This window comes from Labrys sp. F242, from assembly GCF_057813875.1.
In genome coordinates this window covers 167394-188919 of sequence record NZ_JBVASG010000006.1, presented here as the reverse complement: position 1 = coordinate 188919, position 21526 = coordinate 167394, and the positions used below count along the sequence as shown (strand labels likewise).

The 21526-nt window shown below is 61.5% G+C and carries 17 protein-coding genes; 9 read left to right on the top strand and 8 right to left on the bottom strand.

Annotated elements, in window-relative coordinates; translation table 11 throughout:
• The 3 genes from ACZYTC_RS29180 to ACZYTC_RS29170 all read left to right on the top strand — a co-directional run bounded on the left by ACZYTC_RS29180 (position 1) and on the right by ACZYTC_RS29170 (position 2923).
• On the top strand, positions 1-870 hold the full coding sequence (locus ACZYTC_RS29180) for an ABC transporter permease (protein WP_488991190.1): 870 nt from the start codon (positions 1-3) through the stop codon (positions 868-870).
• A gap of 4 nt (positions 871-874) precedes the next feature.
• Positions 875-1741 carry an ABC transporter permease gene (locus tag ACZYTC_RS29175; protein ID WP_488991189.1) on the top strand — a complete coding sequence of 289 codons (867 nt, stop codon included), beginning with the start codon at positions 875-877 and terminating at the stop codon, positions 1739-1741.
• Between the two features lie 105 nt (positions 1742-1846).
• Positions 1847-2923: an extracellular solute-binding protein gene (locus tag ACZYTC_RS29170; protein ID WP_488991188.1), complete on the top strand. Its 1077-nt coding sequence runs from the start codon at positions 1847-1849 to the stop codon at positions 2921-2923.
• Positions 2924-2938: 15 nt separating this feature from the next.
• On the opposite strand, the gene ACZYTC_RS29165 is transcribed toward ACZYTC_RS29170, so the two are convergent.
• A complete protein-coding gene (locus ACZYTC_RS29165; RefSeq protein ID WP_434959921.1) occupies positions 2939-4021 on the bottom strand; it encodes a LacI family DNA-binding transcriptional regulator in 1083 nt (360 codons plus the stop codon).
• 363 nt (positions 4022-4384) lie between these two features.
• Positions 4385-5176 carry a response regulator transcription factor gene (locus ACZYTC_RS29160; protein WP_488991187.1) on the bottom strand — a complete coding sequence of 264 codons (792 nt, stop codon included), beginning with the start codon at positions 5174-5176 and terminating at the stop codon, positions 4385-4387.
• A gap of 457 nt (positions 5177-5633) precedes the next feature.
• Here ACZYTC_RS29160 and ACZYTC_RS29155 point away from each other — a divergent pair, with 457 nt between their 5' ends.
• Positions 5634-6833: a DmpA family aminopeptidase gene (locus ACZYTC_RS29155; protein WP_488991186.1), complete on the top strand. Its 1200-nt coding sequence runs from the start codon at positions 5634-5636 to the stop codon at positions 6831-6833.
• A gap of 23 nt (positions 6834-6856) precedes the next feature.
• Positions 6857-7969: a branched-chain amino acid ABC transporter substrate-binding protein gene (locus ACZYTC_RS29150; protein ID WP_434959918.1), complete on the top strand. Its 1113-nt coding sequence runs from the start codon at positions 6857-6859 to the stop codon at positions 7967-7969.
• A gap of 96 nt (positions 7970-8065) precedes the next feature.
• On the opposite strand, the gene ACZYTC_RS29145 is transcribed toward ACZYTC_RS29150, so the two are convergent.
• Positions 8066-9469, bottom strand: a complete 1404-nt coding sequence (locus tag ACZYTC_RS29145) for an amidase family protein (protein WP_488991185.1) — start codon at positions 9467-9469, stop codon at positions 8066-8068.
• Between ACZYTC_RS29145 and ACZYTC_RS29140 the strand changes: the two genes are divergently transcribed.
• Complete coding sequence (locus tag ACZYTC_RS29140; protein ID WP_488991184.1) at positions 9423-10241, top strand: chorismate mutase; 819 nt, start codon at positions 9423-9425, stop codon at positions 10239-10241. The two genes, ACZYTC_RS29145 and ACZYTC_RS29140, sit on opposite strands and share 47 nt — an antisense overlap.
• A gap of 207 nt (positions 10242-10448) precedes the next feature.
• Here ACZYTC_RS29140 and ACZYTC_RS29135 read toward each other — a convergent pair whose 3' ends face one another.
• The 4 genes from ACZYTC_RS29135 to ACZYTC_RS29120 form a co-directional block, all read right to left on the bottom strand.
• Positions 10449-10658: a hypothetical protein gene (locus ACZYTC_RS29135; protein WP_488991183.1), complete on the bottom strand. Its 210-nt coding sequence runs from the start codon at positions 10656-10658 to the stop codon at positions 10449-10451.
• Positions 10659-10771: 113 nt separating this feature from the next.
• Positions 10772-11833, bottom strand: coding sequence for a sulfotransferase family protein (locus ACZYTC_RS29130; protein ID WP_488991182.1), 1062 nt, complete (start codon positions 11831-11833; stop codon positions 10772-10774).
• Positions 11834-12685: 852 nt separating this feature from the next.
• On the bottom strand, positions 12686-15880 hold the full coding sequence (locus ACZYTC_RS29125; protein ID WP_434959913.1) for an efflux RND transporter permease subunit: 3195 nt from the start codon (positions 15878-15880) through the stop codon (positions 12686-12688).
• Between the two features lies 1 nt (position 15881).
• A complete protein-coding gene (locus tag ACZYTC_RS29120; RefSeq protein WP_434959912.1) occupies positions 15882-17006 on the bottom strand; it encodes an efflux RND transporter periplasmic adaptor subunit in 1125 nt (374 codons plus the stop codon).
• 45 nt (positions 17007-17051) lie between these two features.
• Here ACZYTC_RS29120 and ACZYTC_RS29115 point away from each other — a divergent pair, with 45 nt between their 5' ends.
• Both ACZYTC_RS29115 and ACZYTC_RS29110 read left to right on the top strand, forming a co-directional pair.
• On the top strand, positions 17052-17564 hold the full coding sequence (locus tag ACZYTC_RS29115; protein ID WP_488991181.1) for a hypothetical protein: 513 nt from the start codon (positions 17052-17054) through the stop codon (positions 17562-17564).
• Positions 17557-18342, top strand: coding sequence for an SDR family NAD(P)-dependent oxidoreductase (locus ACZYTC_RS29110; protein ID WP_488991180.1), 786 nt, complete (start codon positions 17557-17559; stop codon positions 18340-18342). The genes ACZYTC_RS29115 and ACZYTC_RS29110 overlap by 8 nt, the downstream gene beginning before the upstream one ends.
• Positions 18343-18419: 77 nt before the next feature.
• Here the strand turns inward: ACZYTC_RS29110 and ACZYTC_RS29105 are convergent, their stop codons facing one another.
• Positions 18420-19460: an alpha/beta hydrolase-fold protein gene (locus ACZYTC_RS29105; RefSeq protein WP_434959909.1), complete on the bottom strand. Its 1041-nt coding sequence runs from the start codon at positions 19458-19460 to the stop codon at positions 18420-18422.
• A gap of 567 nt (positions 19461-20027) precedes the next feature.
• Here ACZYTC_RS29105 and opgC point away from each other — a divergent pair.
• Entirely contained in the window at positions 20028-21524 is a 1497-nt protein-coding gene (gene opgC, locus ACZYTC_RS29100; protein WP_434959908.1) for an OpgC domain-containing protein, read from the top strand.
• Positions 21525-21526 lie beyond the last annotated feature (2 nt).

Below are 21526 nucleotides of genomic sequence, written 5' to 3'. Positions count from 1 at the left end.
ATGCCCCGTTCCGACGCCGGCAAATTGTCACTGATCCTGTTGTTCACGCCGTTTGCCCTGTGGATGGTGCTGCTCATCGTCCTGCCACAGCTCGGCATCGGCTATCTATCGCTGCGCGAGAAGCTGGGCCCGGGCGAATATAGCTTCGGTTTCGCCAATTACACCGACTTCCTGCGCGAGCCGGTCTACTGGAACACCCTGTTGCGGACCGCCTGGATGTCGATCCTGGTGACGGCCCTGGCTTTGGTCGTCGGCTTTCCGGTCGCCTATTACATCGCCAAGATCGCCAGACAGCGCTCACGCGCCGCCCTGTTCCTGATGTGCCTGATCCCGCTCTGGGTCAGTGACCTCGTACGCGCCTTCGGCTGGATCGTGCTCCTGCGCGAGACCGGCCTGATCTCCGTCCTGTTGCAGCATACGGGTCTGGCCAGCGGCCCGATCGAATTGCTCTACAACGACATCACCGTGGTGATCGGACTGGTCTATACGGTCGTGCTGTTCATGATCGTTCCCCTGGTCTCGACCTTGGACGGCATGGACAACTCGTTGATCGAGGCCGGCTACAATCTGGGCGGCAGCCGCTTCACCGTATTTCGCCGCATCGTCGTGCCCTATGCCATGCCGGGCATCGTCGCCGGCTGCATCATCGTCTTCATGCTGACGGCGGGAAGCTATCTGACCCCGATCCTGCTCGGCGGCAAGAACAGCATGTGGTTCACCGAGCAGATCTACGAGCAGTTCGTGACCCGCTACAATTGGGAATCCGGCGCCACGTTCGGCGTGCTTCTCCTGGTCTTCACCTCGCTGGTCGTCTGGCTGGGGCTTCGCCTGACCGGACAGAGCCTGGCTTCCACCGTGGCGAAAGATTGAACCCATGAACGTCGCCGCGCCGCAATCTCTCTTCCTGCGCTGGATCTATGGCGGCTATATGCTCGCCTTTTTCCTCTACCTCGCCGCGCCATTGGCCGCAGCAGCCATCTTTGCCTTCAACGATTCGATTTTTCCGGCGCTTCCCTGGAAAGGGTTCACGCTGGAGTGGTTCTTCGGCACAAGCGGGCCGAAGCTAGGCATGTTCCACGATCGCCGGCTCATGGAAGGCCTGTGGAATTCACTTTATATTGGACTGGCCGTCTCGGCTTTGTCGGTCGTGGTCGGCACCTGCAATGCCTTCTTGTTCGAGCGCAAGCAGTTCCCGGGCAAAAGCCTGCTCTATGTGCTGATGATCGTGCCGCTGGTCATTCCAGGCGTGATCCTCGGCATCTCCATCCTGGTATTTGCGAGTGCGATCGCCAATGGCCTGGAGGATGCGCTTGGCCTGGAGTGGGATTTCCTCCGGCCGGGCACCTTCCTTGTCATACTGGGCCAGTTTTCCTTTCTGGTCACCATCACTTCGCTGGTGATTGCGGCGCGCCTGCGCAAATTCGATCAGGCCCTGGAGGAGGCGGCGCTCAATCTGGGGGCATCGCGCCTGCGGGTGCTTCGCACCGTCACCTTGCCCTATCTGGCGCCAGCTTTGTTCTCTGCCTTCGTCGTGGCCTTTCTCGTCTCTTTCGAGAACTTCAACACGACCTTGATGCTGGTGGGATCCGATGCGCCGCTGACGATCACCATGTATGATCGCATGGTGAAGGTGGGCTCGACGCCGGTCTTGAATGCCGTCTCCGCCTTCCTGATGGTTGGATCAGGCGTGCTGGCGCTGCTCAGCATTCTCGTGCAGCGAGGCAAGGAACCGAAAGGTTAAGCGAGCCGCGCCACGGTCCAAAGTGGATACCCAAACTTTCGGGAATGGCGCTGGCCGCCATCCCACCCTTCTTCCTTGATGGTTTTCTCATCGGGGAGGGGAAAAATGTTCATACGCCGGGTTTCAAAACTGGTGATGGCCACGCTCGCGGCGACGACCATTTCGGTCGCCGGGGCCCAGGCGGAGAAATTGCGTATCCTGACATGGGGCGGCTATGCTCCGGATGAAGTGATCTCGCTGTTCGAAAAGGAATATCCCGACATCGAAGTCGAGGTGACCTTGTCCAACAACGAGGAAATGATCGCCAAGCTCCGCGCTACCGGCGGATCGGGCTTCGATCTCGTCCAGCCCGGGTTCAACCGGGTCGCCGCCGCGCAGGCCGAATACAACATCTACAAGCCGATCGACCTGTCGAAAGTAAATGTCGACGCACTCGATCCGATGCTGCTGGACAAGGTCAAGGCCGATGCCGCCCTCAAGGGAGAGGTCTATTCCGTGCCGTTCGACTGGGGCACGTCCGGCCTGATGGTCGACAAGACCAAGGCCGCGGAAGTCCGCGACTGGCTCGACCTGTGCGACCCGAAATTCAAGGGCCGCACCTCGATGCGGCTCAAGCGCACCATTCTGGTCGGCACCGCTTTTGCGCTCGGCAAGGACCCTTTCGCAGCCTATTCCGATCTCGATGCCTACAGGAAGATTCTCGATGAGGTCGCCGACAAGGTCATTGCCTGCAAGCCCAATCTCAAGGCCTATTGGCAGGGTGGGGACGACCTCTCGGCCCTGATGCTCTCTGGCGAAGTGGTCGCGGCCGAAACCTGGGACTCCACGGCCTTCAAGCTGGTCACCCACAATCCCAATATCGTTTATGTGCCGCCGAAATCGGGGGCGCTCGGATGGATCGATACCTTCTCGCTTCCGCGCAAGGGAAAGGCTGACGAGGCCGCTTACAAGTGGATAAACTTCGTCTATCGCCCGGATATCGTGAAGAAGCTCTCGGCTTCCACGGGGTCGATCATCGCCGTGAAAGACGGGATCGATCTGCTGCCGGACAATGTCAGGGCCTCCGTGAAGGCCTCGTTCACCAAGCAGGATCTTGCCAATATCCGTTTTGCCGCCCCGATCCAGCCGGGGGTGGAAGATCTTGAAGGCAAGGCGCTCGAGCGCATCAAGGCGGCGAACTGAAAGCCAGGCCGGCGTTCAGGTTGAACCGCCGATCTGCACCGCCACCGGGAACAGATGTTCGCGCGTGGCGGGCGGGTTGCCGTGCAGGGTATCGAGCACGATCTCGCCGGCCTTGGCGCCCATGGCATAGGCCGGTGAGGAGACGGTGGTGAGTACCGGATCGGTATATTGCCAGGCGTCGAAGGCGTTGAAACCGCTGACAAGGATATCATCCGGCACGCGCAGGCCACGGCCCGCCAGCCATTTCAGGGCCGCGATGCCGATCTGGTCGTTGCCGCCCATCACGGCCGAAGGCCAGCCGGAGGCGGCGGTCTCCTCCGCCAGCGCCTGGTGGGTGGCCGCAAAGCCGCCGTCACCGCAGATGACGACCTTGTACGCTTCGGCGCGGCCGGCATCGGTCATGGCAGCCCGCGCACCCGCGACGCGCTGTTCGATCGCCGGCCAGGAGACCTCCGGTGCGAGGAAGACGATCCGTTCGGCGCCGCGCTCGAGCATATGCTCGGCCAATGCCCTGGCGCCGCCGAAATCGTCCTGGCGGATGGAGTGCAATAAGGGCTTGTCAGGAGCCGGTTCCTGGAACACCACCACGGGCTGATCGAGCGCCGCAAAGCGGGCGATCAGCTTACGGCGCGATGCCTGCGGGCCCGACAGAAACACGCAGAGCGCATCCGTCTCATGCCGCTTCATCAGAGCGGCTTCCTGCAACTGCTCAGCTGACATGCCCTGGACGACCAGGCCGTAGTCGCGCTGGTTGAGATAGTTGCTGAGGCCGGCGATCAGATAGGTGATGAAAGGATCGGCCAGGAAGGTCGGCGATTCATCGATCACCACCACGCCTATCGAGAAGCGCTTGGCAAGCTTGAGGCTGCGGCCGCTGGCATGGGGGCGATAGCCGATCTCGCGGATAGCCCGCTCCACGGTCGCCCGGGTCTCCTTTGTCATCGAGCCGAACCGCTCGTTGACCACGTTCGACACGGTCATCGAGGAGACGTTGGCGGCGCGCGCTACATCGGCCACCGTGGGCCGGCGCCCGGGCCTGTGGAAGCTCTGGCCTCCCGATTGTCGCGCCTCGCCAGGGGCCTTGGGATCGTCAGTCAAGAAACATCACTCATATGCCGGATCAATCGTGGGGGCGCCGCCAGCCCGCCGGTGAATCGCCAATGCCTGCTCAGGAAGGCCGAGAATAGCCGCGAGTCAATCCGCTGGCAGGACTTGTGCGCTGACTTCGATCATCACGAAGAGGGTGTATCGCTCGAACGCGCCCCGGATTTGCGCGCCATGATCGGGAATCCGCAGGATCGGGGCTGATTGGAACCTGCTTGCCGACGTCGCGGCGCCCCAGCGATCGCCATGGGTGGGATCGCCGGCTTCAGTTCCGTCGACGGCAGCCCAAGATATTTATTAGCCGGCAAAATTAACTTGCGGCGCTTCATTCCGAAACCAAACGACCAGCGAGTTTCGTCAGGCCTGAAGGCGTCCCGTGCCGAGAAAACGGGTGAAGATCTCGGCCTGGCTGGAAATGCCGAGTTTCTCATAGAGGTTGCGCCGGTGGACCTTGACCGTCTCCGGCGAGATGCCGAGATGGATGGCAATGCCCTTGTTGCTCTGGCCTGAAAGCAGCAGCAAGGCGACCTGGATTTCACGCTCCGTCAGGTGGGGGCCGTCATGGGCGCGCAAGCGCTGCTCCAGATCGGCAGTCGAGGAGATGTCCGGCCTGTCGGCCGGCACCTGGGTGTCTGCGAGGGCGCTGCGCGCGGCCATGCCGATCAGCGGCAGCACCCAATGACTCATCAACGAGAGCAGGCCGTAATCCTGTTCGGAAAAGCGTTGTTCCGATCCCAGCGAGAGGGACAAGACCCCACGACGTTCTTCTCTTTTTCCGAACGGCATGAGGAACTGCAATTCATCTTCGACAACATTGTACCGGAAATAGTCACGGAAATAGGCGGACGACCGAAATTGCGGGCTGGTGATCTCGTCAAGCCGATAGATCCCTGGCGAGAAGCCCCCCAAGGCGAAGCGATAGAAGGGGTCATCGGTGAAATAGCGGCGCAGATAGCTGCCGAACAGCTCGTCGACGACATTGTCGAGGTCGCCCTCATGCACGAGCAGGGGTGAATGGGCCTTGCGGAAGATCAGCACCACCCAGGAATCGAAACGCACGCTCTCGCGCAGGAAGGCGGCGAATCGCGGCCAGAAGGTTTCGCTCTCCACCTGCTCCAGGAGATGGCCGAAACGCTGATGAAAAGACAAATCTTGCGTGGTGAATCGCATAGTCTACCCACTTCAGGGTATCGCTTGAGCCGGGAAATACCCTGGTTGTGGCATGGTATTCCACCGAGAGCTCGATCATCCTCCCCCGGAAACTACAACCAGCTCATAAGCTTGGCCATAGCAAGAAAACAAGGGGGAACCATGCACGCCCCGTCGGGTCTCGGGAAAAGCGCCTTCATGTCGGAAGGCCCGTTTGCTCCAATACTTTGTTTCAACGCGCCTTTGCAATTTCAGGTCACTCGGCCCAGGCGCAAGGCGTCTTAGACCCCTCCTGTTCTCGTCGAGCCGAAAAAGACAGGTTGGCTGGCTGGGGTAGCCGTCGGCCGCCGAGATGGAGCCGCTCACCATCACCGCTGATTGCATTGCCGCCGGCAGGGGCCGGCCATGCACGATTGCGCCTGCGACGGCACGCTCATTCTCACTGGAGAGGAACCTCATGGCACAGAATACGAAACGGCTCCTTGCGAAACGCCTCTTGGGTGCGGCAGGCGCGATTGCCCTGGCATTCAGCCTCGGCACGGCCCTCGCCGCCGAAAAGCCCCGCGCTCGCGATCTCGGCATTCCTTTCAACGGTACGCCCGGATCGAACAACGCCATCACCGATGTCGCGGGTGTAACCGTCGGCTATTCCACCATCATCGAGGGCCATGGCAAGCTCGAGGTCGGCAAGGGGCCGGTCCGCACCGGCGTGACGGCAATCCTGCCGCGCGGCAAGAAATTTGATCCTGTCTACGCCGGCTGGTACTCCCTCAACGGCAACGGCGAGATGACCGGAACGACCTGGGTCGAGGAAAGCGGCTTCCTCGAAGGCCCCGTCATGATCACCAATACCCACAGCGTCGGCGTGGTGCGTGACGCGGTGATCTCCTGGTCCGCCGAGAACAAGCTCGTTGCCCCGCTGCTGCGCGACCTTTATTGGGTCCTGCCCGTGGTCGCCGAGACCTGGGACGGCATCCTCAACGACATCAACGGCATGCATGTGAAGAAAGAGCATGTCTATGCCGCGCTGGATTCGGCGAAATCCGGGCCGATTGCCGAAGGCAATGTCGGCGGCGGTACGGGCATGAACCTGTTCCGCTTCAAGGGCGGCACGGGTACCTCCTCGCGCAAATTGTCCAAGGAAGACGGCGGCTATACGCTCGGTGTGCTGGTACAGGGCAATTTCGGATCCCGTCCGGATCTGACCATTGCGGGCGTGCCGGTCGGCAAGGAAATCACCGACCTGATGCCCGACGTGTCCTGGCAGCGCAAGGAATCGGACGGGTCGATCATCGTCGTCGTCGCCACCGATGCATCGCTGCTGCCCAATCAGCTCAAGCGGCTGGCGCGCCGCGTGCCGGTCGGCATCGGCAGGACCGGCGGTTTCGGCAGCAATGGCGACGGCGATATCTTCATCGCCTTCTCCACTGCGAACTCTGGTGCCTTCTCACGAGAAAAGATAAACACAGTCGAGACGATGTCCAACGACAAGATGGACCCGTTGATGCGTGCAACTGTAGAGGCAACCGAGGAGGCGATCATCAATGCCATGATCGCGGCGGAAACCATGAAGGGGCGCGACGACAATGTCTCCTTCGCCATTCCGCATGATCGTCTCAGAGATATCCTGAAGAAATACAATCGAATCACGAATTGATCGAACGAAACGGGTATTTTTCCATGAGAAAATCTTTACTGATCGGAGCAGTATTTGCAGCCTCCCTGGCCCTGGGTGCCAGCGCGCAGGCGCAGGTCAAGCTTGGCGTGGCTGGTCCGATGACCGGCCCCAACGCCGCCATCGGCGCCCAATTCAAGAACGGCGTCGACATGGCGGTCAAGGATATCAATGCCGCCGGAGGCGTACAGGGCCAGCAATTGTCGGTTGCCATCGGCGACGATGCCTCCGATCCCAAGCAGGGTGTGTCGGTCGCCAACAAATTCGTCGGCGACGGCGTGACCTGGGTGGTGGGTCACTATAATTCCGGCGTGACCACGCCGGCTTCCAATGTCTATGCCGACAATGGCGTCATCGAAATCACCCCCGGTTCCACGGCTGAAGTGGTGACTGAACGCGGCCTGTGGAACATCTTCCGCACCTGCGGCCGCGACGACCAGCAGGCCAAGGTCTGGTCAGATTACGCGCTGGCCAACTACAAGGGCAAGAAGATCGCCATCGTCCACGACAAGACGACCTATGGCCAGGGGCTGGCTGACGTCGCCAAGAAGAATCTCAATGCCGCCGGTGTCAAGGAAGCGGTGTTCGAGGGCATCAATGTCGGGGAGAAAGATTATTCGGCGATCGCGACCAAGCTGAAATCCGCCGGTGTCGACCTTCTGATCTATGGCGGGCTCTATACCGAAGCAGCCCTCATCCTCAAGCAGCTGCGCGATCAGGGCTCCAACACCGTGATGCTCACCGGTGACGGCGTCGCTTCCGGCGAATTCGCCACCATCGGCGGTGATTCCGTGCTCGGCACGCTGATGACCTTCCAGCCGAGGCCGGAAGAAGACCCGGCCAATGCGGGCCTGGTCAAGAAGTTCGAGGCGACCGGCTTCAGGCCGGAAACCTACACGCTCTATGCCTACGCCTCCGTGCAGATCCTCAAGCAGGCGGCCGATGAAGCCAAGTCGGTCGATCCGCAGAAGATCGCCGAGGTCATGCATTCGGGCAAGGCCTTCAAGACCGTGCTGGGCGAACTCTCCTATGACAAGAAAGGCGACCTGACCAAGGCAGGCTATGTCCTCTACACCTGGAAAAAGGGTGCGGACGGCAAGCTCGACTACACGCGGTGATGGTGGGCCGGTCTTTTGATCGGCCTTTCCGCCATGGCCCGTGCCGCTCCTGCGAATGGCGCGGGCGAGCAGCTTCCCAGGCTGCAGCAGGAAGGATCAACTGCCGACGGGATCGACGACGGATGGTGGTCCGAAGGCAGTCTCGATGATCGCGCCGGCCGCAAGGCATAGATCTTCGCGAAAGCGCGGCGCGACCAATTGAACCCCGGTTGGGGTCCGCCCGTTCAATCCGGTAAAGACCGAGAGCCCCGGTAAGCCGAGGAAGGGCACGCCGATCTGCGGGATCTGAGCGTTCCAGACCCGTTCGAACGCGGTCCGGCCTTTGAGGTCCAGATCATCCTCAAAGGGTAGATCGGCCGATGCCGGCAGCAGCACCATCGGATAGGTCTCCATGAAGAGCTGCCACTGCCGGATCAGGGTGGCGCGCCTGGTCAGCGCCTGGGAAAAGGAGGCAAGGGTCGTGGAGCGTCCAAGCGCCTGGTGACCCTGCAAAACGGCGAGCGCCCCCGGATCGTCCTCCTTTTCGGCGGCGGCCAGCTTGGCTTCGTAGCCTTCGCCGATCCAGAGCCGGATCTGCAACTCAGCTGCTTCGCGCAGCGGCGGCAGATCCTCGACTTCGTCGACGATCCAGCCGGCCGCCTCCAGATACCGGGCGGCCTCGCGCAACTTGACGCGGATCGGCTCGCAGGTGCCGATCTTACCCGGATCGAGACAAAGGGCGACGCGCCTTGCCACTTCCGGTCCCCTCAGGGGCACGGGCGTCCACCATGGATCTCGCGCGTCCCGGCGCGACAGCACTCTGAGCGCGAGCTCGAGGTCGTCGATCGAGCGGGCCAACGGCCCGGATACCGCCGTGATCTGGCCGCCGATATCGCGCTCGGGGGACGAGGAATTATAGGCCGCCACACGTCCGGGCGAGGGGCGCAAGCCGTGAACGCCGCAGGCATAGGCGGGATAGCGGATCGAGCCGGCGATATCCGTGCCATGGGCGATATGGCCGATGCCGCTCGCGACCGCTGCGGCCGCACCACCGGACGAGCCGCCTGGCGTCAGCGTGGGATCATGCGGGTTCTTCGTATGGCCGTGCAGGCGATTGTTCGTGAACCATCGATAGGAAAAAGCGGGTGTGTTGGTGCGACCGAGAAGGATCGCCCCGGCCTCGATCAGGCTATCGACCACGGGGCTGTTATCCGTCGCCAGCAGATCCTGCTGCAAGGTCACGCCGTTGGTGGTGGCATATCCCTTCTGGTCGACATTGACCTTGACGGTAACCGGAACGCCCGCGAGCACTCCGGTTTCTTCGCCGCGGGCAATGGCGGCGTCTATCCGGCTGGCCTGGACCAGGACGTCTTCAGGCCGCATGTCGACCACGGCATTGATCGATGGGTTGACGGCAGACAGCCGCTCAAGTGCCGCCATCGCGACGTCGTGCGCAGACACCTGCCGGGATTTGATGAGCGCGGCGATTTTCATCGCGTCCAAGCGCCAGAGTTCATTCATCGCGGTTTTCCGATTCCCTCAATCATGGCATGAACGCACAAAGAGTGTCGGCTCGATGCGCGTGGAGCAAGAGGATCATGGCATCTCGCGCCGGCAGCGGGCGAGTGCGCTTCACGCGATCCGTGAAGTCGCCTCCACGATCGTGTGGATAGGTCGCAGCGCCATTCGGACGGTCAGCTTCAATCACCATGAGGATCCTGGATTGAACAAGTCACCTATCGGATTGAACCAGGCAATGGCGCGGCTGTTGCCAGTGCTGTTTGTGAGCCTGTTCTTGGCGGCTCAGACAAGCTCTTTTGCCGCCGAGATCACGCCCCTGGCTGAAAAGGTCAGCCAGCGTCTCTCCTACATGAAGGACGTTGCTGGGTATAAAGCGCAAAATCATCTGCCGATAGAAGATCTGGCGCAGGAGGCCAAGGTGCTCGAGAGCGCCAAGTCGGAGGCTGCGAAGCTGGGACTGGATCCCGTCACGGTGGAACCCTTTATCATTGCCCAGATCAACGCTGCCAAGGCTGTCGAATATCGCTATCTGGCAGATTGGCTTGCGCAGCCGGAGGCGGGATGGCAACCGCGTCCGCTCGACACGGTGCGTCAGGACATTGCCCGGTTGAGCAAGGAGATTCTGCAACAGGTGGCGCAAGACCTCAAGAACGGGCCGTTCACGCCGAGTGAACGAGCCAGCTTCTTCAAGGTCGTTCACGAGCCCAATCTGAAGGAATCGGACAGGCAGCAACTGTTCAGTACGTTGCTGGCGATAAGGTTGGCGAAGTAGGTCGCAGGGCAAGGTCGCAGAACTTCGTGCAGCGGCGTTAGAGCACCGTGTCGAAAAGGGGCCGCCCGATTTTCGGCAAAAATGATGCTGCTACAACAACCGGCGGCATCGGGCCGATGCCGCAATTCCGCCCGATGCGGCAGAAAGCGCCCGCGATTTCCGCGAAATCGCGGTGAGCACGACGCCCCCCGGCGCGAACGCTCGGGCTCAGGCCGGTTGACGCCAATGGCGGTTCGACTGCCATCTCGGTTTGAAATGCTGACACCAATTGCCGGCACTCGGCGTCCAGTTATTGGGCAGTCGGCCGGCGCGGGCGCAATCGGTGGCACTGTAGGGGATGCCGCGCTCCGTCGCGCAGGCGCTCAGTCCGATTGCCAGGCTGGCGGCCATCGTGGCCAGAATCAGTTTCGTGCGCATGGAAAGTCCTTCATTTTCGCGACGCATCGGAGAACCTGAACCGGACGCCGGGGGTCGTCAAGTCAGCCCGAGCCGATGAGCGAGCCGCCTCCGGACCGCCGTCCTTGATTGGACTATACCGCGTGGGATTGCGTACGCGTCTCGAAGAAATAGTTGCTCGGAAATCTCTGGCGTATCGCCTGATAAAGCTTCAGGTCATGGGTCAGTCGAGGGCCGAGACGCTCTGCGACCTCGTTCTTGTCGAGCGCCGCCATCTCATCCGACGCCGGTGTGACATTGTCGACATGATGCGGCAGCTCCTTGCCGAGGTAGAAGCTGATTGCCTCCAGGCTTTGCCTGTAATTTTCGACCGTACCGATATAGGCAAAGTCATTGTTGACGTTTTTCAGGGCTGTCTCGAACTGCGCTGGACCCACTTTCTGTTGGTCTGCATACCCGGCCAGATATCGCGTGATGTAATTATCGAATGTCACGTCGTCGACATTGTCGAATGCATCGAAGATCGACGAGCATGTGACGATCCGCGTATCCCCGACGACATACTTCATGTAGAGGTAACATGAGATGGCGTGGTCGATCGGATCTCTCACGATGGAGACATATTGGTGGGCCCGGCCGGAATGTCTGTGAAGCCCATACATATAATGACCGAATACGATGTCGACATCATCAAGGGCGCCGTTGGTGAAGGTGGCGAACTGCTCTTCATGCAGGCATGGGTACTGGTGATAGACCTGCAGTAGTTGGATATCCGGGTCGCTTTGCAGGGCACGCCGCGTGCTGGTTCCCGCCGTCTTGGGGATATGCATGAAATAGATGGCTGGCCGCGCCGAATTGGGGCGTGGGTCATAGCGATGATAACGGCGCTGAACGACGTTGCCATTGACCGCAACCTCGACCAGAATCGTGCCGAGTTCACCGATCAAATGTTTACGGGGTTCGAAATAGACATTCCAGCCGAGTGCATGCGGGCGGTTGGTTGCAACGGGAACGTCAGGCCGCTCGCAGGTATCGACATAACCGAGCTGCTGCCGATTGACGAAGACCGAAAATGAATCAATCGGCTGATCTGACGACACCCATCCCTCGACTCGGGCAATTCTGTCGCGCAGCGGATTTTTGTATTCCGTATCGATATAGGCAATCGCAGAACAATTATCCGTCATTGTTTCCATCTGGATCGTGTTTGGCCAACTCAACCTATGAAAGCCCTATTTTGGCCATATTCTCTACATGGTTGCTCCATTCATGCAAAGGAGAAAAGAAAAAACATTCGTCCTTTCCATAGATTCCAGATGCTGTACTTGCGGACTCGTCTGCGCGTGCTGTCGCATGCAAGAACAACAATGGACGAGTTTGGCGCAGAGGATGGATTTGACCGGTCGCCGGGACGGAATTGGCCTGAAGATCTATCTTGTTGAAATTCAATGAGAAATTCTTAGCGAAAAACGCCGGGAAGAATGTTCTCGCAAAGACCCCGGCATTTTTGACGGGTAGACTTGTGAGCGTGTTGCCGTAAGATCCTACCCAAGCTAGCAGAGGCGCCAAGGCTAGCGACTGCGTTGCGGGGTTGTGGGTGTTCTTCTGCCGGGCGGTGCTTCACGTAGCATCCAAGCGTAGATTTCACCTGTGAGAACTCGACGTTGATGAATTCAGGATCGGAGGAATTGAGTTGCAGGCTCATTCCTCCGTTTTCTTTTGTAGATCCTGTTCTAGCCAGGTGTACCGGACTGCTTGATGCACCGGCCGCGTTCAGCTCCTTCGCCATTCGCCATTTCGTTTTTCCGCCTGCGCGGCGCGGATTCGCTCGCACCGACCGTCATGTCCTCCAATCCTTGCAAGCGGTGCGGCGGGGGTGCATTGGCAAAACGGGTCGTATATTTCCTGGTTGAGGCGGCAAAGCTCCCCCGCAATAGAGTAAGGCGCGCTCCAAGTTGCCAGATCCGTTCTTTGCTTTGCCAATTCAGGCATGAAAAACCCCGCCACGTTGCCGTGGCGGGGGATGTAGCGCTGCGGAAGGGCCCAGCTTAATGGGAGGGTGTATCCCCCGACGCATGGGCCTTGCCGCCGAAGCGGGCCTTCACCCATTCGCGCAAGCCCTGGAAGAAGACGTAGAGCATCGGGATCAGGAAGATGCCGAGGATCGAGGCGCCCAGCATGCCGGCGAACACGGCGGTGCCGACGGCGCGGCGGCTGACCATGGCGGCGCCGGTGGCGATCACCAGCGGCACCAGGCCGAGGATGAAGGCGATCGATGTCATCATCACCGCACGGAACCGCATCTTGGCCCCGAGAATGGCGGCATCCCGGATCGGCAGGCCCGCTTCGCGCTGCTCCTTGGCGAACTCAACGATCAGAATGCCGTTCTTGGCGGCGAGCGCGATCAGCACCACCAGACCGATCTGGGCGTAGACGTCGAGGGAGAGCGTGGCGACGGGCATGCCCGTTATGGAGCCGACCCAGGCCAGGAATTGCGGGATGAACAGAATGCCGAGGAAGGAGGTGAACACCGCCACCACCACCGAGAGCAACACCGGTATCGGAATCACCCAGCTCTCATAGAGAGCCACCAGGAAGAGGAAGGCGAACAGCACGGCGAGGCCGAGGATGATGCCCGTCTGGCCGGAGGCCTGGCTTTCCTGGTAGGAGGTGCCGGTCCACTCGAAACCGTATCCGGGTGGCAGGGTCTTGGCCGAGACCTCGGCCATCGCCGTCATGGCATCGCCCGAGGAAATGCCGGGCTTGGGTGAACCGTTGACGCTCACGGCGCGATAATTGTTGTAGCGCGCGATCGTCTGCGGCCCGAGTTGGGTCGAGATCGAGGTGATGGAGCGCAGTGGCACCATCTCGTTCTTGTTGTTGCGGATATAAATCTTCCACAACGCCTCGGTATCGTTGCGATCACCGATCTCGCCCTGGATGTTGACCTGCCAGGTGCGGCCGTAAAGGTTGAAGTCGTTGATATAGGCCGAGCCCAGTGTCGCCTGCAATGTGGCGAACACGTCCGACATCTGCAGGCCCAGGGCCTGCGCCTTGTCGCGATCGATATCGAGGAAGATCGAGGGATTGTTCGCGCTGAAGGTGGTGAACACGCGCGACAATTTCGGATCCTGGTTTGCGGCCGCGATCAGGCCTTGCGCGACGCCGGCCATGGCTACCGGCTCGGCACCTTCCAGATTCTCCAGCATGTACTGGAAGCCGCCGGTGGTGGAGAGGCCGATGATCGGGGGCACGTTGAGCGCGAGCACCTGGGCGGTGTTGATCGCCTGCGTCGCGCCGAAGACCTTGCCAATCGCCGTTTGAGCCGAGTCCGTCGCCTTCTTGCGATCCTCGAACGGCTTCAGGCGCGCCACCATGAAGGCGCTGTTCGACTGGGCGGCGCCGTCAAGGAAGGAGAAGCCGACGATCGCCAGATTGTCCTGGATCTGCGGCATCTGCTTGAGGATGCCTTCGACCTGCTCCACCACGGCGGTAGTCCGGTTGACCGAGGCGCCGTCCGGCAATTGCAGAACGATGAAGAAGGCGCCCTGGTCTTCCTCCGGCACGAAGCCGGTCGGCGTCTTCTGCGAGAGGACATAGGTGCCCACCGCAAAGGCGGCGACGGCGACCAGGCTAAGCACGGAGACGCGCACCAGCCTCGTCACCACGGCGGCGTAGCCGTCGCGGACATTGTCGATCCGCCGCATCACCCAGGCCATGATGCCGCGCTTCTTGCTGTGGCGCAGGAAGACGGCGCACAGAGCGGGCGACAGCGTCAGGGCGTTGAGGGCCGAGATCAGCATGGCGGCCGAGATGGTGACGGCGAACTGGCGGAAGAGCTCTCCCGTCAAGCCCGGGATGAAGGCGATCGGCACGAACACCGACAGCAGCACCAGGGTGATCGCGATGATCGGCGCGGTGATCTGGCTCATCGCCTTCTTCGTGGCGGCGACCGGCGACAGGTCCGGCTCTTCCTCCATCACGCGTTCGACGTTCTCGACCACGACGATGGCGTCGTCGACGACGATGCCGATGGCGAGCACCAGGGCCAGCAGCGACACCGTGTTGGCCGAATAGCCGAGCGCCAGCATGACGGCGAAGGTGCCGACCAGACTGACGGGCACGGCGATGGCCGGAATGATGGTGGCCCGCAGGCTGCCCAGGAACAGGAAGACGACGATCACCACCAGGATGAAGGCCTCGATCAGCGTCCGGATCACCTCGCCGATGGTGTCGGAGACGAAGGTCGAGGTGTCATAGACGATGGTGGAGGACAGCCCCTTGGGAAAGTTCTTTTGAACCTCCGCGAGAGTCTTCTGGATTTCCTTGGAGGTCGCGACGGCATTGGCGCCAGGCGACAGATAGATGGCGACGGCGACGGCCGGCTTGCCATTGAGGCGAGCGGTCTGATCGAGATTCTGGGCTCCCATCTCGACGCGAGCGACGTCGCGCACGCGCAGCACGGAGCCGTCGGGATTGGCGCGCACCACGATATTGCCGAACTGCTCGGGCGTGGCCAGGCGTCCCTGAGTCTGCAGATTGAGCTGCAATTGCTGGTCCGCGGCTGCAGGCTGGGCGCCGATGCGCCCGACCGGCGCCTGGACGTTCTGCGCCTGGATCGCGCTAGCGATATCGGAGGGCTGCAGCCCCAGATTGGTCATGCGCTGGGTATCGAACCAGATCCGCATGGAGTAGTTCTGGCGGCTGAACAAGCTGGCCTGGCCGACGCCGGGCGTGCGCGACAGCCGGTCGAGCACGTTGATCGCCAGATAATTGGTGATGAAAAGCGGATCGAGCTTGGGATCGTCCGACGAGAACATGACGAACTGCAGGATCGAGGACGAGCGCTTCTGCACCGTCACGCCCTGGGTTCGCACCGTATCCGGCAGCTTGGCGAGCGCCGCCTGCACGCGGTTGTTGACGTTCACCGTGTCGATGTCGGGATCCGAGCCGAGCGCGAAGGAGACGGTGAGGCCGTAGCTGCCGTCATTGCCGCTGTTCGACTGCATGTACAGCATCTTGTCGACGCCGATGATCTGCGCTTCCAGCGGCTGGGCCACGGAGGATTCGACCACGGCGGCCGAGGCGCCCGGATAGGTCGCGCTGACCGAGACCTGCGGCGGCACCAGGTCGGGATATTGGGCGACGGGCAGGAAGCCCATGGCGAGCGCGCCCGCCAGCGTGATGACGATGGCGATGACGACGGCAAGACGCGGCCGGTCGATGAAGACGGATGAAAACATCTTACTTGGCCGCCCCATTGTTGGAGGCGGGGGCCGGCGAGGGGGCGACCTTGATGCCGGGACGGACCTTCTGGATGCCGTCCACGATCACCTTCTCGCCCTCGTTGAGGCCGGCCGAGACCATGGCGGTTGCCGGCGTTGTCTGGCCGAGCTGAACGCGCCGTTGCTCGACGGCGTTGTCGGGACCGACGACATAGACATAGCTGCCCTGCTGGTCGGTCAGTACGGCACCGCGCGGGATGCCGAGAACCTGGATCGGCTCGACGCCCTCGAGCAGGACGGTGACGAACTCGCCGTCGATCAGCGGCCGGCGGTTGATTTCGCCGGGTTGGGCGCCGGCGATGGTCGGGTTGGCGATCTCGCCGCGAAGGGTCACCGTGTCGGTGCCGTTGGCAATGGTCGGGTCGACATAATTGAGCTTGCCGTCCTGCTCATAGGTCGATCCGTCGGGCAGCTTCAGCTTGATGCGCACGGCGGCAAAACCACCGCGGCTACCGTAATATTTCGACATTTCCAGGAATTGCGGCGACGGGACCGGGAAGGTGACATACATCGGATCCTGGCTGACGATGGTGGCGAGGGTTCCGGTGGTCGGCCCGACGATATTGCCGGTGGTGACGGCGTAGCGCCCGATCTTGCCGTCGATCGGCGAGGCGATGGTGGTGTAGTCGAGATTGATCTGCGAGGTGCGCAACTGGGCGTTGGCCCCCAGGATCTGGGCTTCGAGGGCCTGCTGCGAGGCGATCGCCGTGTCGACCGTCGATTGCTGGCCAGCAGGCGTCTTGAGCAGCGCCTGGGCGCGCTCGGTCGTCAGCTTCGCGTTGCGAAGCTGCGCCTCATATTGGGCGATCAGGGCCTTGTTGACGTCGAGGGCGGCCTGGTAGGGCGGCTGTTCCAGCCGGAAGAGAACCTCGCCCTTCTTGACCTCGCGTCCTTCGGTGAAGGGGGTTTCCTCGAGCTGGGCGGTGACGCGCGCCACCACGCTGACGCGATTGATCGCCTCGACGCGGCCGATGAATTGCTGTGTCTGGGTGATCGGCATCTTGGCGGCAACGATGAATCCCACAGCGGGAGGGCCCGCATTGGGCATCTGCGCCGCGGCCGGCGAGACGAGCACAGGCACCATGGCGGTCGAGCCAAGCAAAGCCGCGAGGGCGAATATTGGCAGCTGATGACGCTGGGCGACTCGATTGGAAGGAAGAAAACGCCGAATAATTGCTGCTATCATCACGCGCCCTATCGCAAGATGCCAGCCGCTGCGGCGCTTGGCATCCCCATCCGAGCGATGTGGCGCCACGAGACCAACTGGATCAAAATAAAAAAACAAAAACAATTTAGTAGAATGAACTGCCTTTTTGGAAGCTCCATTATGGCAGATCAATGGCCGCTGCGGCACAAACCGGTCAGCCAGTGCCGCTCCTGCCTGAAATGGGACATTTTTGCAACAGCACAGGCGCGCTTTCGAGGAGAATGCGTCCAAGCCTCAACGCTTCTTCGCTCCAGTTCTATGGTTCGGGGCGTCTTCGCGATTCTTGAGGCCGACAAAATCGCAAAATGGCGAGAGTCCCGCATGGCTTTCAAAAAACGGGACAGGGCGGCAGAATCTTCCTACAGACGCTCGACAATAGAAAAGGAAGCGTCAGTCCTGCAGGGGCCGACGACGCAAGGGGGAATGCATGAGTGACTTTGCCGGCAAGTCCGTGATCGTAACCGGTGGCAGCCTCGGCATGGGGCTGGCCTGCGCCACGCGCTTTGCGCAGGGTGGAGCCGACGTGCTCATCGTGGCCAATGACAAGGCATCCATCGAAGCGGCGCTCCCGGACCTCGGTTCAAGGGCCCGTGGCTTCACAGGCGATGTACGCAAGGCGGCGGACATGGAGGCAGCCGCGGCCGAGGCGGCCAGCGCCTTCGGCGGCGTCGACATCCTGGTGTGCTGCGCCGGCATCCAGCGCTACGGTACGGTGGTCGAGACGCCGGAGGAGGTCTGGGACGCCGTGCTCGATGTCAATCTGAAGGGCATCTATCTGGCAGCCAAATACGCCATTCCCGCAATGCGCCGGCGCGGTGGCGGCGCGATCGTGGCGATCTCATCGGTACAGGCCTTCGCTTCACAGACCTCCGTCGCCGCCTACACCGCCAGCAAAGGCGGCATCAACGCCCTGGTGCGGGCGATGGCGCTCGACCATGCCGGCGAGAACATCACCGTCAACAGCGTCTGCCCGGCTTCTGTCGACACGCCGATGCTGCGCTGGGCCGCCGATCTCCACAAGGGCGATTCGACCGCGGAAGCCACGCTTGCCGCCTGGGGCAGGGGTCACCCGATCGGACGCATCGGCCAGCCCTGGGAGATCGCCGAGGCCGTCGCATTCCTGGCCAGCGACAAGGCGCGCTTCATCACAGGCAGCGATTTCAAGATCGATGGCGGCGTGATGGCCAAGCTCGGCATTGTCTTGCCGGAATGAGGCGTGGGAGTGCGCGGGACCGGCGCACTCAACTCGCCGATTTATGGAGGTATCGGGATATTGAGGCCGAGACCGGGTTATTTCACCACGGTCTCGCCGCCGGCCATCTTGGGCGCTGGTTCGCCGCTGGCGGCGCTCGGCATGGCGGGGCTCACGGCCACCAGGGGCGGAGCGGTCACCGGGGTGAACTTCGAATCCACGAATTCGAGGGCGTCCTCGATGGTCTTGCGCCACAGCGACCAGGTGTGGTCGCCATCGGTGACGCGGAATTCGATGTTGAGCTTGTCGGCCATCAGCGTCTCGTAGAGCGCCATGGATCCGCGCCAGAAATTGAGGCCGTCATGGTCACCGACGGTAAGGTAGATCGCCGGCAGTTCGCTACCGGCCTCGATCTGGCGGGCGAGCAAGGTGAAGACATTGGCGTCATTGAAGCGCCTGGCATCGAAGGGCGTACCGAAAGCGCCGCCGAAATGGGCGCCCTCCGGCGGCAGGTCGGGCCCGCCGACCACGGTCGCCTGATCGATGCGCTTGAAATAGCTGCCGCTCGCTCCCGGCCATGCCGTCATGGTCTGGGAGGTCGGAATGTTCTGCCACAGAGCGCCGGACAGGCTGGCAACCGCGACATAGCGATCCGGCCGCTTGAAGGCGAAGCGCAGCGCGCCGAAGCCGCCCATGGAAATGCCGGCAATGGCACGGGACTTGCGGGTGCAATGGGGCGCGAAGCGCTTCTCGAAAGCGGTCGGCAACTCGTTGAGGAGCGCGGTTTCGTAGTTGCCCGGGCCCTTCACATCGGCGGAATCGACATACCAGCTATTGCCGGCGGACGGCATCACGACCAGCATCGGGTTGATCCGCCCGCTTTTGATCAGGCGATCGAGCGTGGCCTTGATTGTGGCGAGAGAGGACCAGTCGCGATTGTTCGCATCGCGCCCATGGAGGAGATAGAGCACTGGCCAACCCGTTTCCGGGGCCGGGAGGTCCGGCCGATAGACCGACACGGTCAAAGGCCTGCCCAAGGCCTTGCTGGGAAAGGACATTTCCTCGAGCGTGCTGGCCTGTGCACCGTGACTGCCGCCCGCCAGTCCGGCCAGGAGGCCGAGGCAAAGCGCCGCGGCCAAGCGGAGTTTCCCGATACTGCCCATTCGCGGGCAGTATCGGGAAACTCCGCAAGCGTTTGAGATCCTGCGGAGAACAGAAAAGACACGTGCGGATTCCGGCCAAGCCATGCGCATTTCAAGCTCGTATTGTGTCCGTGCGACAAGCGAATTCGTCGAAAGCCGGCAATCGCTGGACACATCCGTTGCATCGTTGCCGCTGAAAGACGGGATCAATGCCGGAACAGGCCGCGCGCTGAGGCTGCTTGACGGAGCGCTTATGCCGACAAGCTGTGTCACAAATTGGGAAACAATCACAAAATTCCAATCAAAAGCGGTTTGACGTCAATTTTGTCGACCGGCGTGGCGATGATGCAACACGCCAGGCAGCTTTTCTGGCAATTTTTCTGGCAACTTTTTTGCTCCCAGCTCGTTCATCCCCCGTACAGGATGAGACCGCCACTATGCCCCAAGCTCCAGGACTCAGTTGAGCGAGGCGCTGAAAGAAGGGTACCAAAGTGTTGGTGGCCGGTCGCGGCAATCCGAGCGCGTCGCGGCGAGACGACTTGATGGAAGTGGAAGGCGCGTGTCATGAACATTCAATCCAGCCCCTCCCAACTGGTGAAGACGATCCGCCCCTATCTGCTCACGGCCTTTCTGTTCGTGCCGTGTTATTTCCTGCAGGCCTATCTGGGCTGGCATAGCTATTCATATTTCGTGTTTCTACCTGCGGTTGTACTTGCTGAGGTCTTGTTCGGCTTCGGGATCGGCCTGTTCGCCATCCTGCTGACGGCTACCGTCGTCACCTTCCTGTTCATCCAGCCCTTCTATACGTTGTGGCTGGCGCCCGCCCAGCTTCCGGCGCTGGCCTTGTTTGCCCTCACCGCAATCCTGATCTTCGGTGCCTGCGAGGCGGTGCGCCTGCTGATCGACTATGTCGCCGATCGCCGGCAAAACCCGCCGCGCCCGGTCGCTGCCAGCCCGGCGGTGAAGCCCAATCAGCGCGCCATCTCCGTCGATATGTGGCGCGGCTTCGTGCTGTGCACGATCTTCATCAACCACATGCCCGGCAACCTCTTCGAGGTCATCACCTCGCGTAATTTCGGCTTGTCTGATTCGGCTGAGGCCTTTGTCTTCATGTCCGGTGTCGCCATGGCGCTGGCCTATGGCCGCAAGTTCAACGCCGGCAAGGAGGCCGACGTCTCCCTGGCGCTCGGCAAGCGCGCCCTGAAGCTCTATGGCGTCCATGTCCTGATGACGCTGGCCGGCATCGCGATCTTCTCAGCCGGTGCGCTGCATTGGCGGATGCCCGATCTCATGGCGATGCATGGACGTGACCTCTATACCCAGGATGCCAGCACCTTCCTGCTCGGCACGCTCTCGCTTGGCCACCAGATCGGCTATTTCAATATCCTGCCGCTCTATATCGCCCTGATCGCCCTGGTGCCCGCCCTGTTCTATCTGGCGCGGCTGCATATTGGCGTGATGCTGGCCGCCTCGGCTCTGCTCTACGGCCTGGCCCGCTATTATGGCTGGAACCTGCCGTCCTGGCCGATCGCCGGTGGCTGGTTCTTCAATCCTTTCACCTGGCAGTTCATGATGGCGATCGGCATCGCCGTCGGCCTGCTGCTGCAGCAGGGCCGGCTTGCGATCTCCAAGCCGCTGTTCGCCCTTGGCGGCCTGATCGTCTTCGCAGGTGCCTTCGTGGTCACCAACGGCTTCGGCCTGTCTTTCGGCGTGCGTGAGGCTGTTTATGGCTGGCTTGACCTGGACAAGACCAATCTCGGCCTCGGCCGCCTCGTGCACTTCCTGGGCATGGCCAGCTTCATTTACGGATTGGGCATCTCGCCGAAACTCGCTTCATTGCGGGTGATGCAGCCTCTGATCATGCTGGGACGCCATAGCCTGCTGGTGTTCTTCCTGCTCTCGCTATTGGCCGGGGCGGGCCAGGTGGTGCTGATGACGGGCCACGATTCGCTGTGGATCCAGATCGCCCTCGTCTGTGGCGGCATCGCCTTCCTGTGCGCCGCCGCCAAGTTCAGCGAGGCCGAGAAGGCGGCCGGCGGCCCGGTGATGGTGCGGGGCTGAAC

Coding starts and splice junctions, on each gene's coding strand:
- ACZYTC_RS29135 (WP_488991183.1), bottom strand. CDS start 10,658: ATGCGCACGAAACTGATTCTGGCCACGATGGCCGCCAGCCTGGCAATC.
- ACZYTC_RS29145 (WP_488991185.1), bottom strand. CDS start 9,469: ATGAATGAACTCTGGCGCTTGGACGCGATGAAAATCGCCGCGCTCATC.
- ACZYTC_RS29115 (WP_488991181.1), top strand. CDS start 17,052: ATGACGCTGGGCGACTCGATTGGAAGGAAGAAAACGCCGAATAATTGC.
- opgC (WP_434959908.1), top strand. CDS start 20,028: ATGAACATTCAATCCAGCCCCTCCCAACTGGTGAAGACGATCCGCCCC.
- ACZYTC_RS29155 (WP_488991186.1), top strand. CDS start 5,634: ATGGCACAGAATACGAAACGGCTCCTTGCGAAACGCCTCTTGGGTGCG.
- ACZYTC_RS29170 (WP_488991188.1), top strand. CDS start 1,847: ATGTTCATACGCCGGGTTTCAAAACTGGTGATGGCCACGCTCGCGGCG.
- ACZYTC_RS29180 (WP_488991190.1), top strand. CDS start 1: ATGCCCCGTTCCGACGCCGGCAAATTGTCACTGATCCTGTTGTTCACG.
- ACZYTC_RS29120 (WP_434959912.1), bottom strand. CDS start 17,006: ATGGTGCCTGTGCTCGTCTCGCCGGCCGCGGCGCAGATGCCCAATGCG.
- ACZYTC_RS29140 (WP_488991184.1), top strand. CDS start 9,423: ATGAGCGCGGCGATTTTCATCGCGTCCAAGCGCCAGAGTTCATTCATC.
- ACZYTC_RS29130 (WP_488991182.1), bottom strand. CDS start 11,833: ATGGAAACAATGACGGATAATTGTTCTGCGATTGCCTATATCGATACG.
- ACZYTC_RS29125 (WP_434959913.1), bottom strand. CDS start 15,880: ATGTTTTCATCCGTCTTCATCGACCGGCCGCGTCTTGCCGTCGTCATC.
- ACZYTC_RS29110 (WP_488991180.1), top strand. CDS start 17,557: ATGAGTGACTTTGCCGGCAAGTCCGTGATCGTAACCGGTGGCAGCCTC.
- ACZYTC_RS29150 (WP_434959918.1), top strand. CDS start 6,857: ATGAGAAAATCTTTACTGATCGGAGCAGTATTTGCAGCCTCCCTGGCC.
- ACZYTC_RS29175 (WP_488991189.1), top strand. CDS start 875: ATGAACGTCGCCGCGCCGCAATCTCTCTTCCTGCGCTGGATCTATGGC.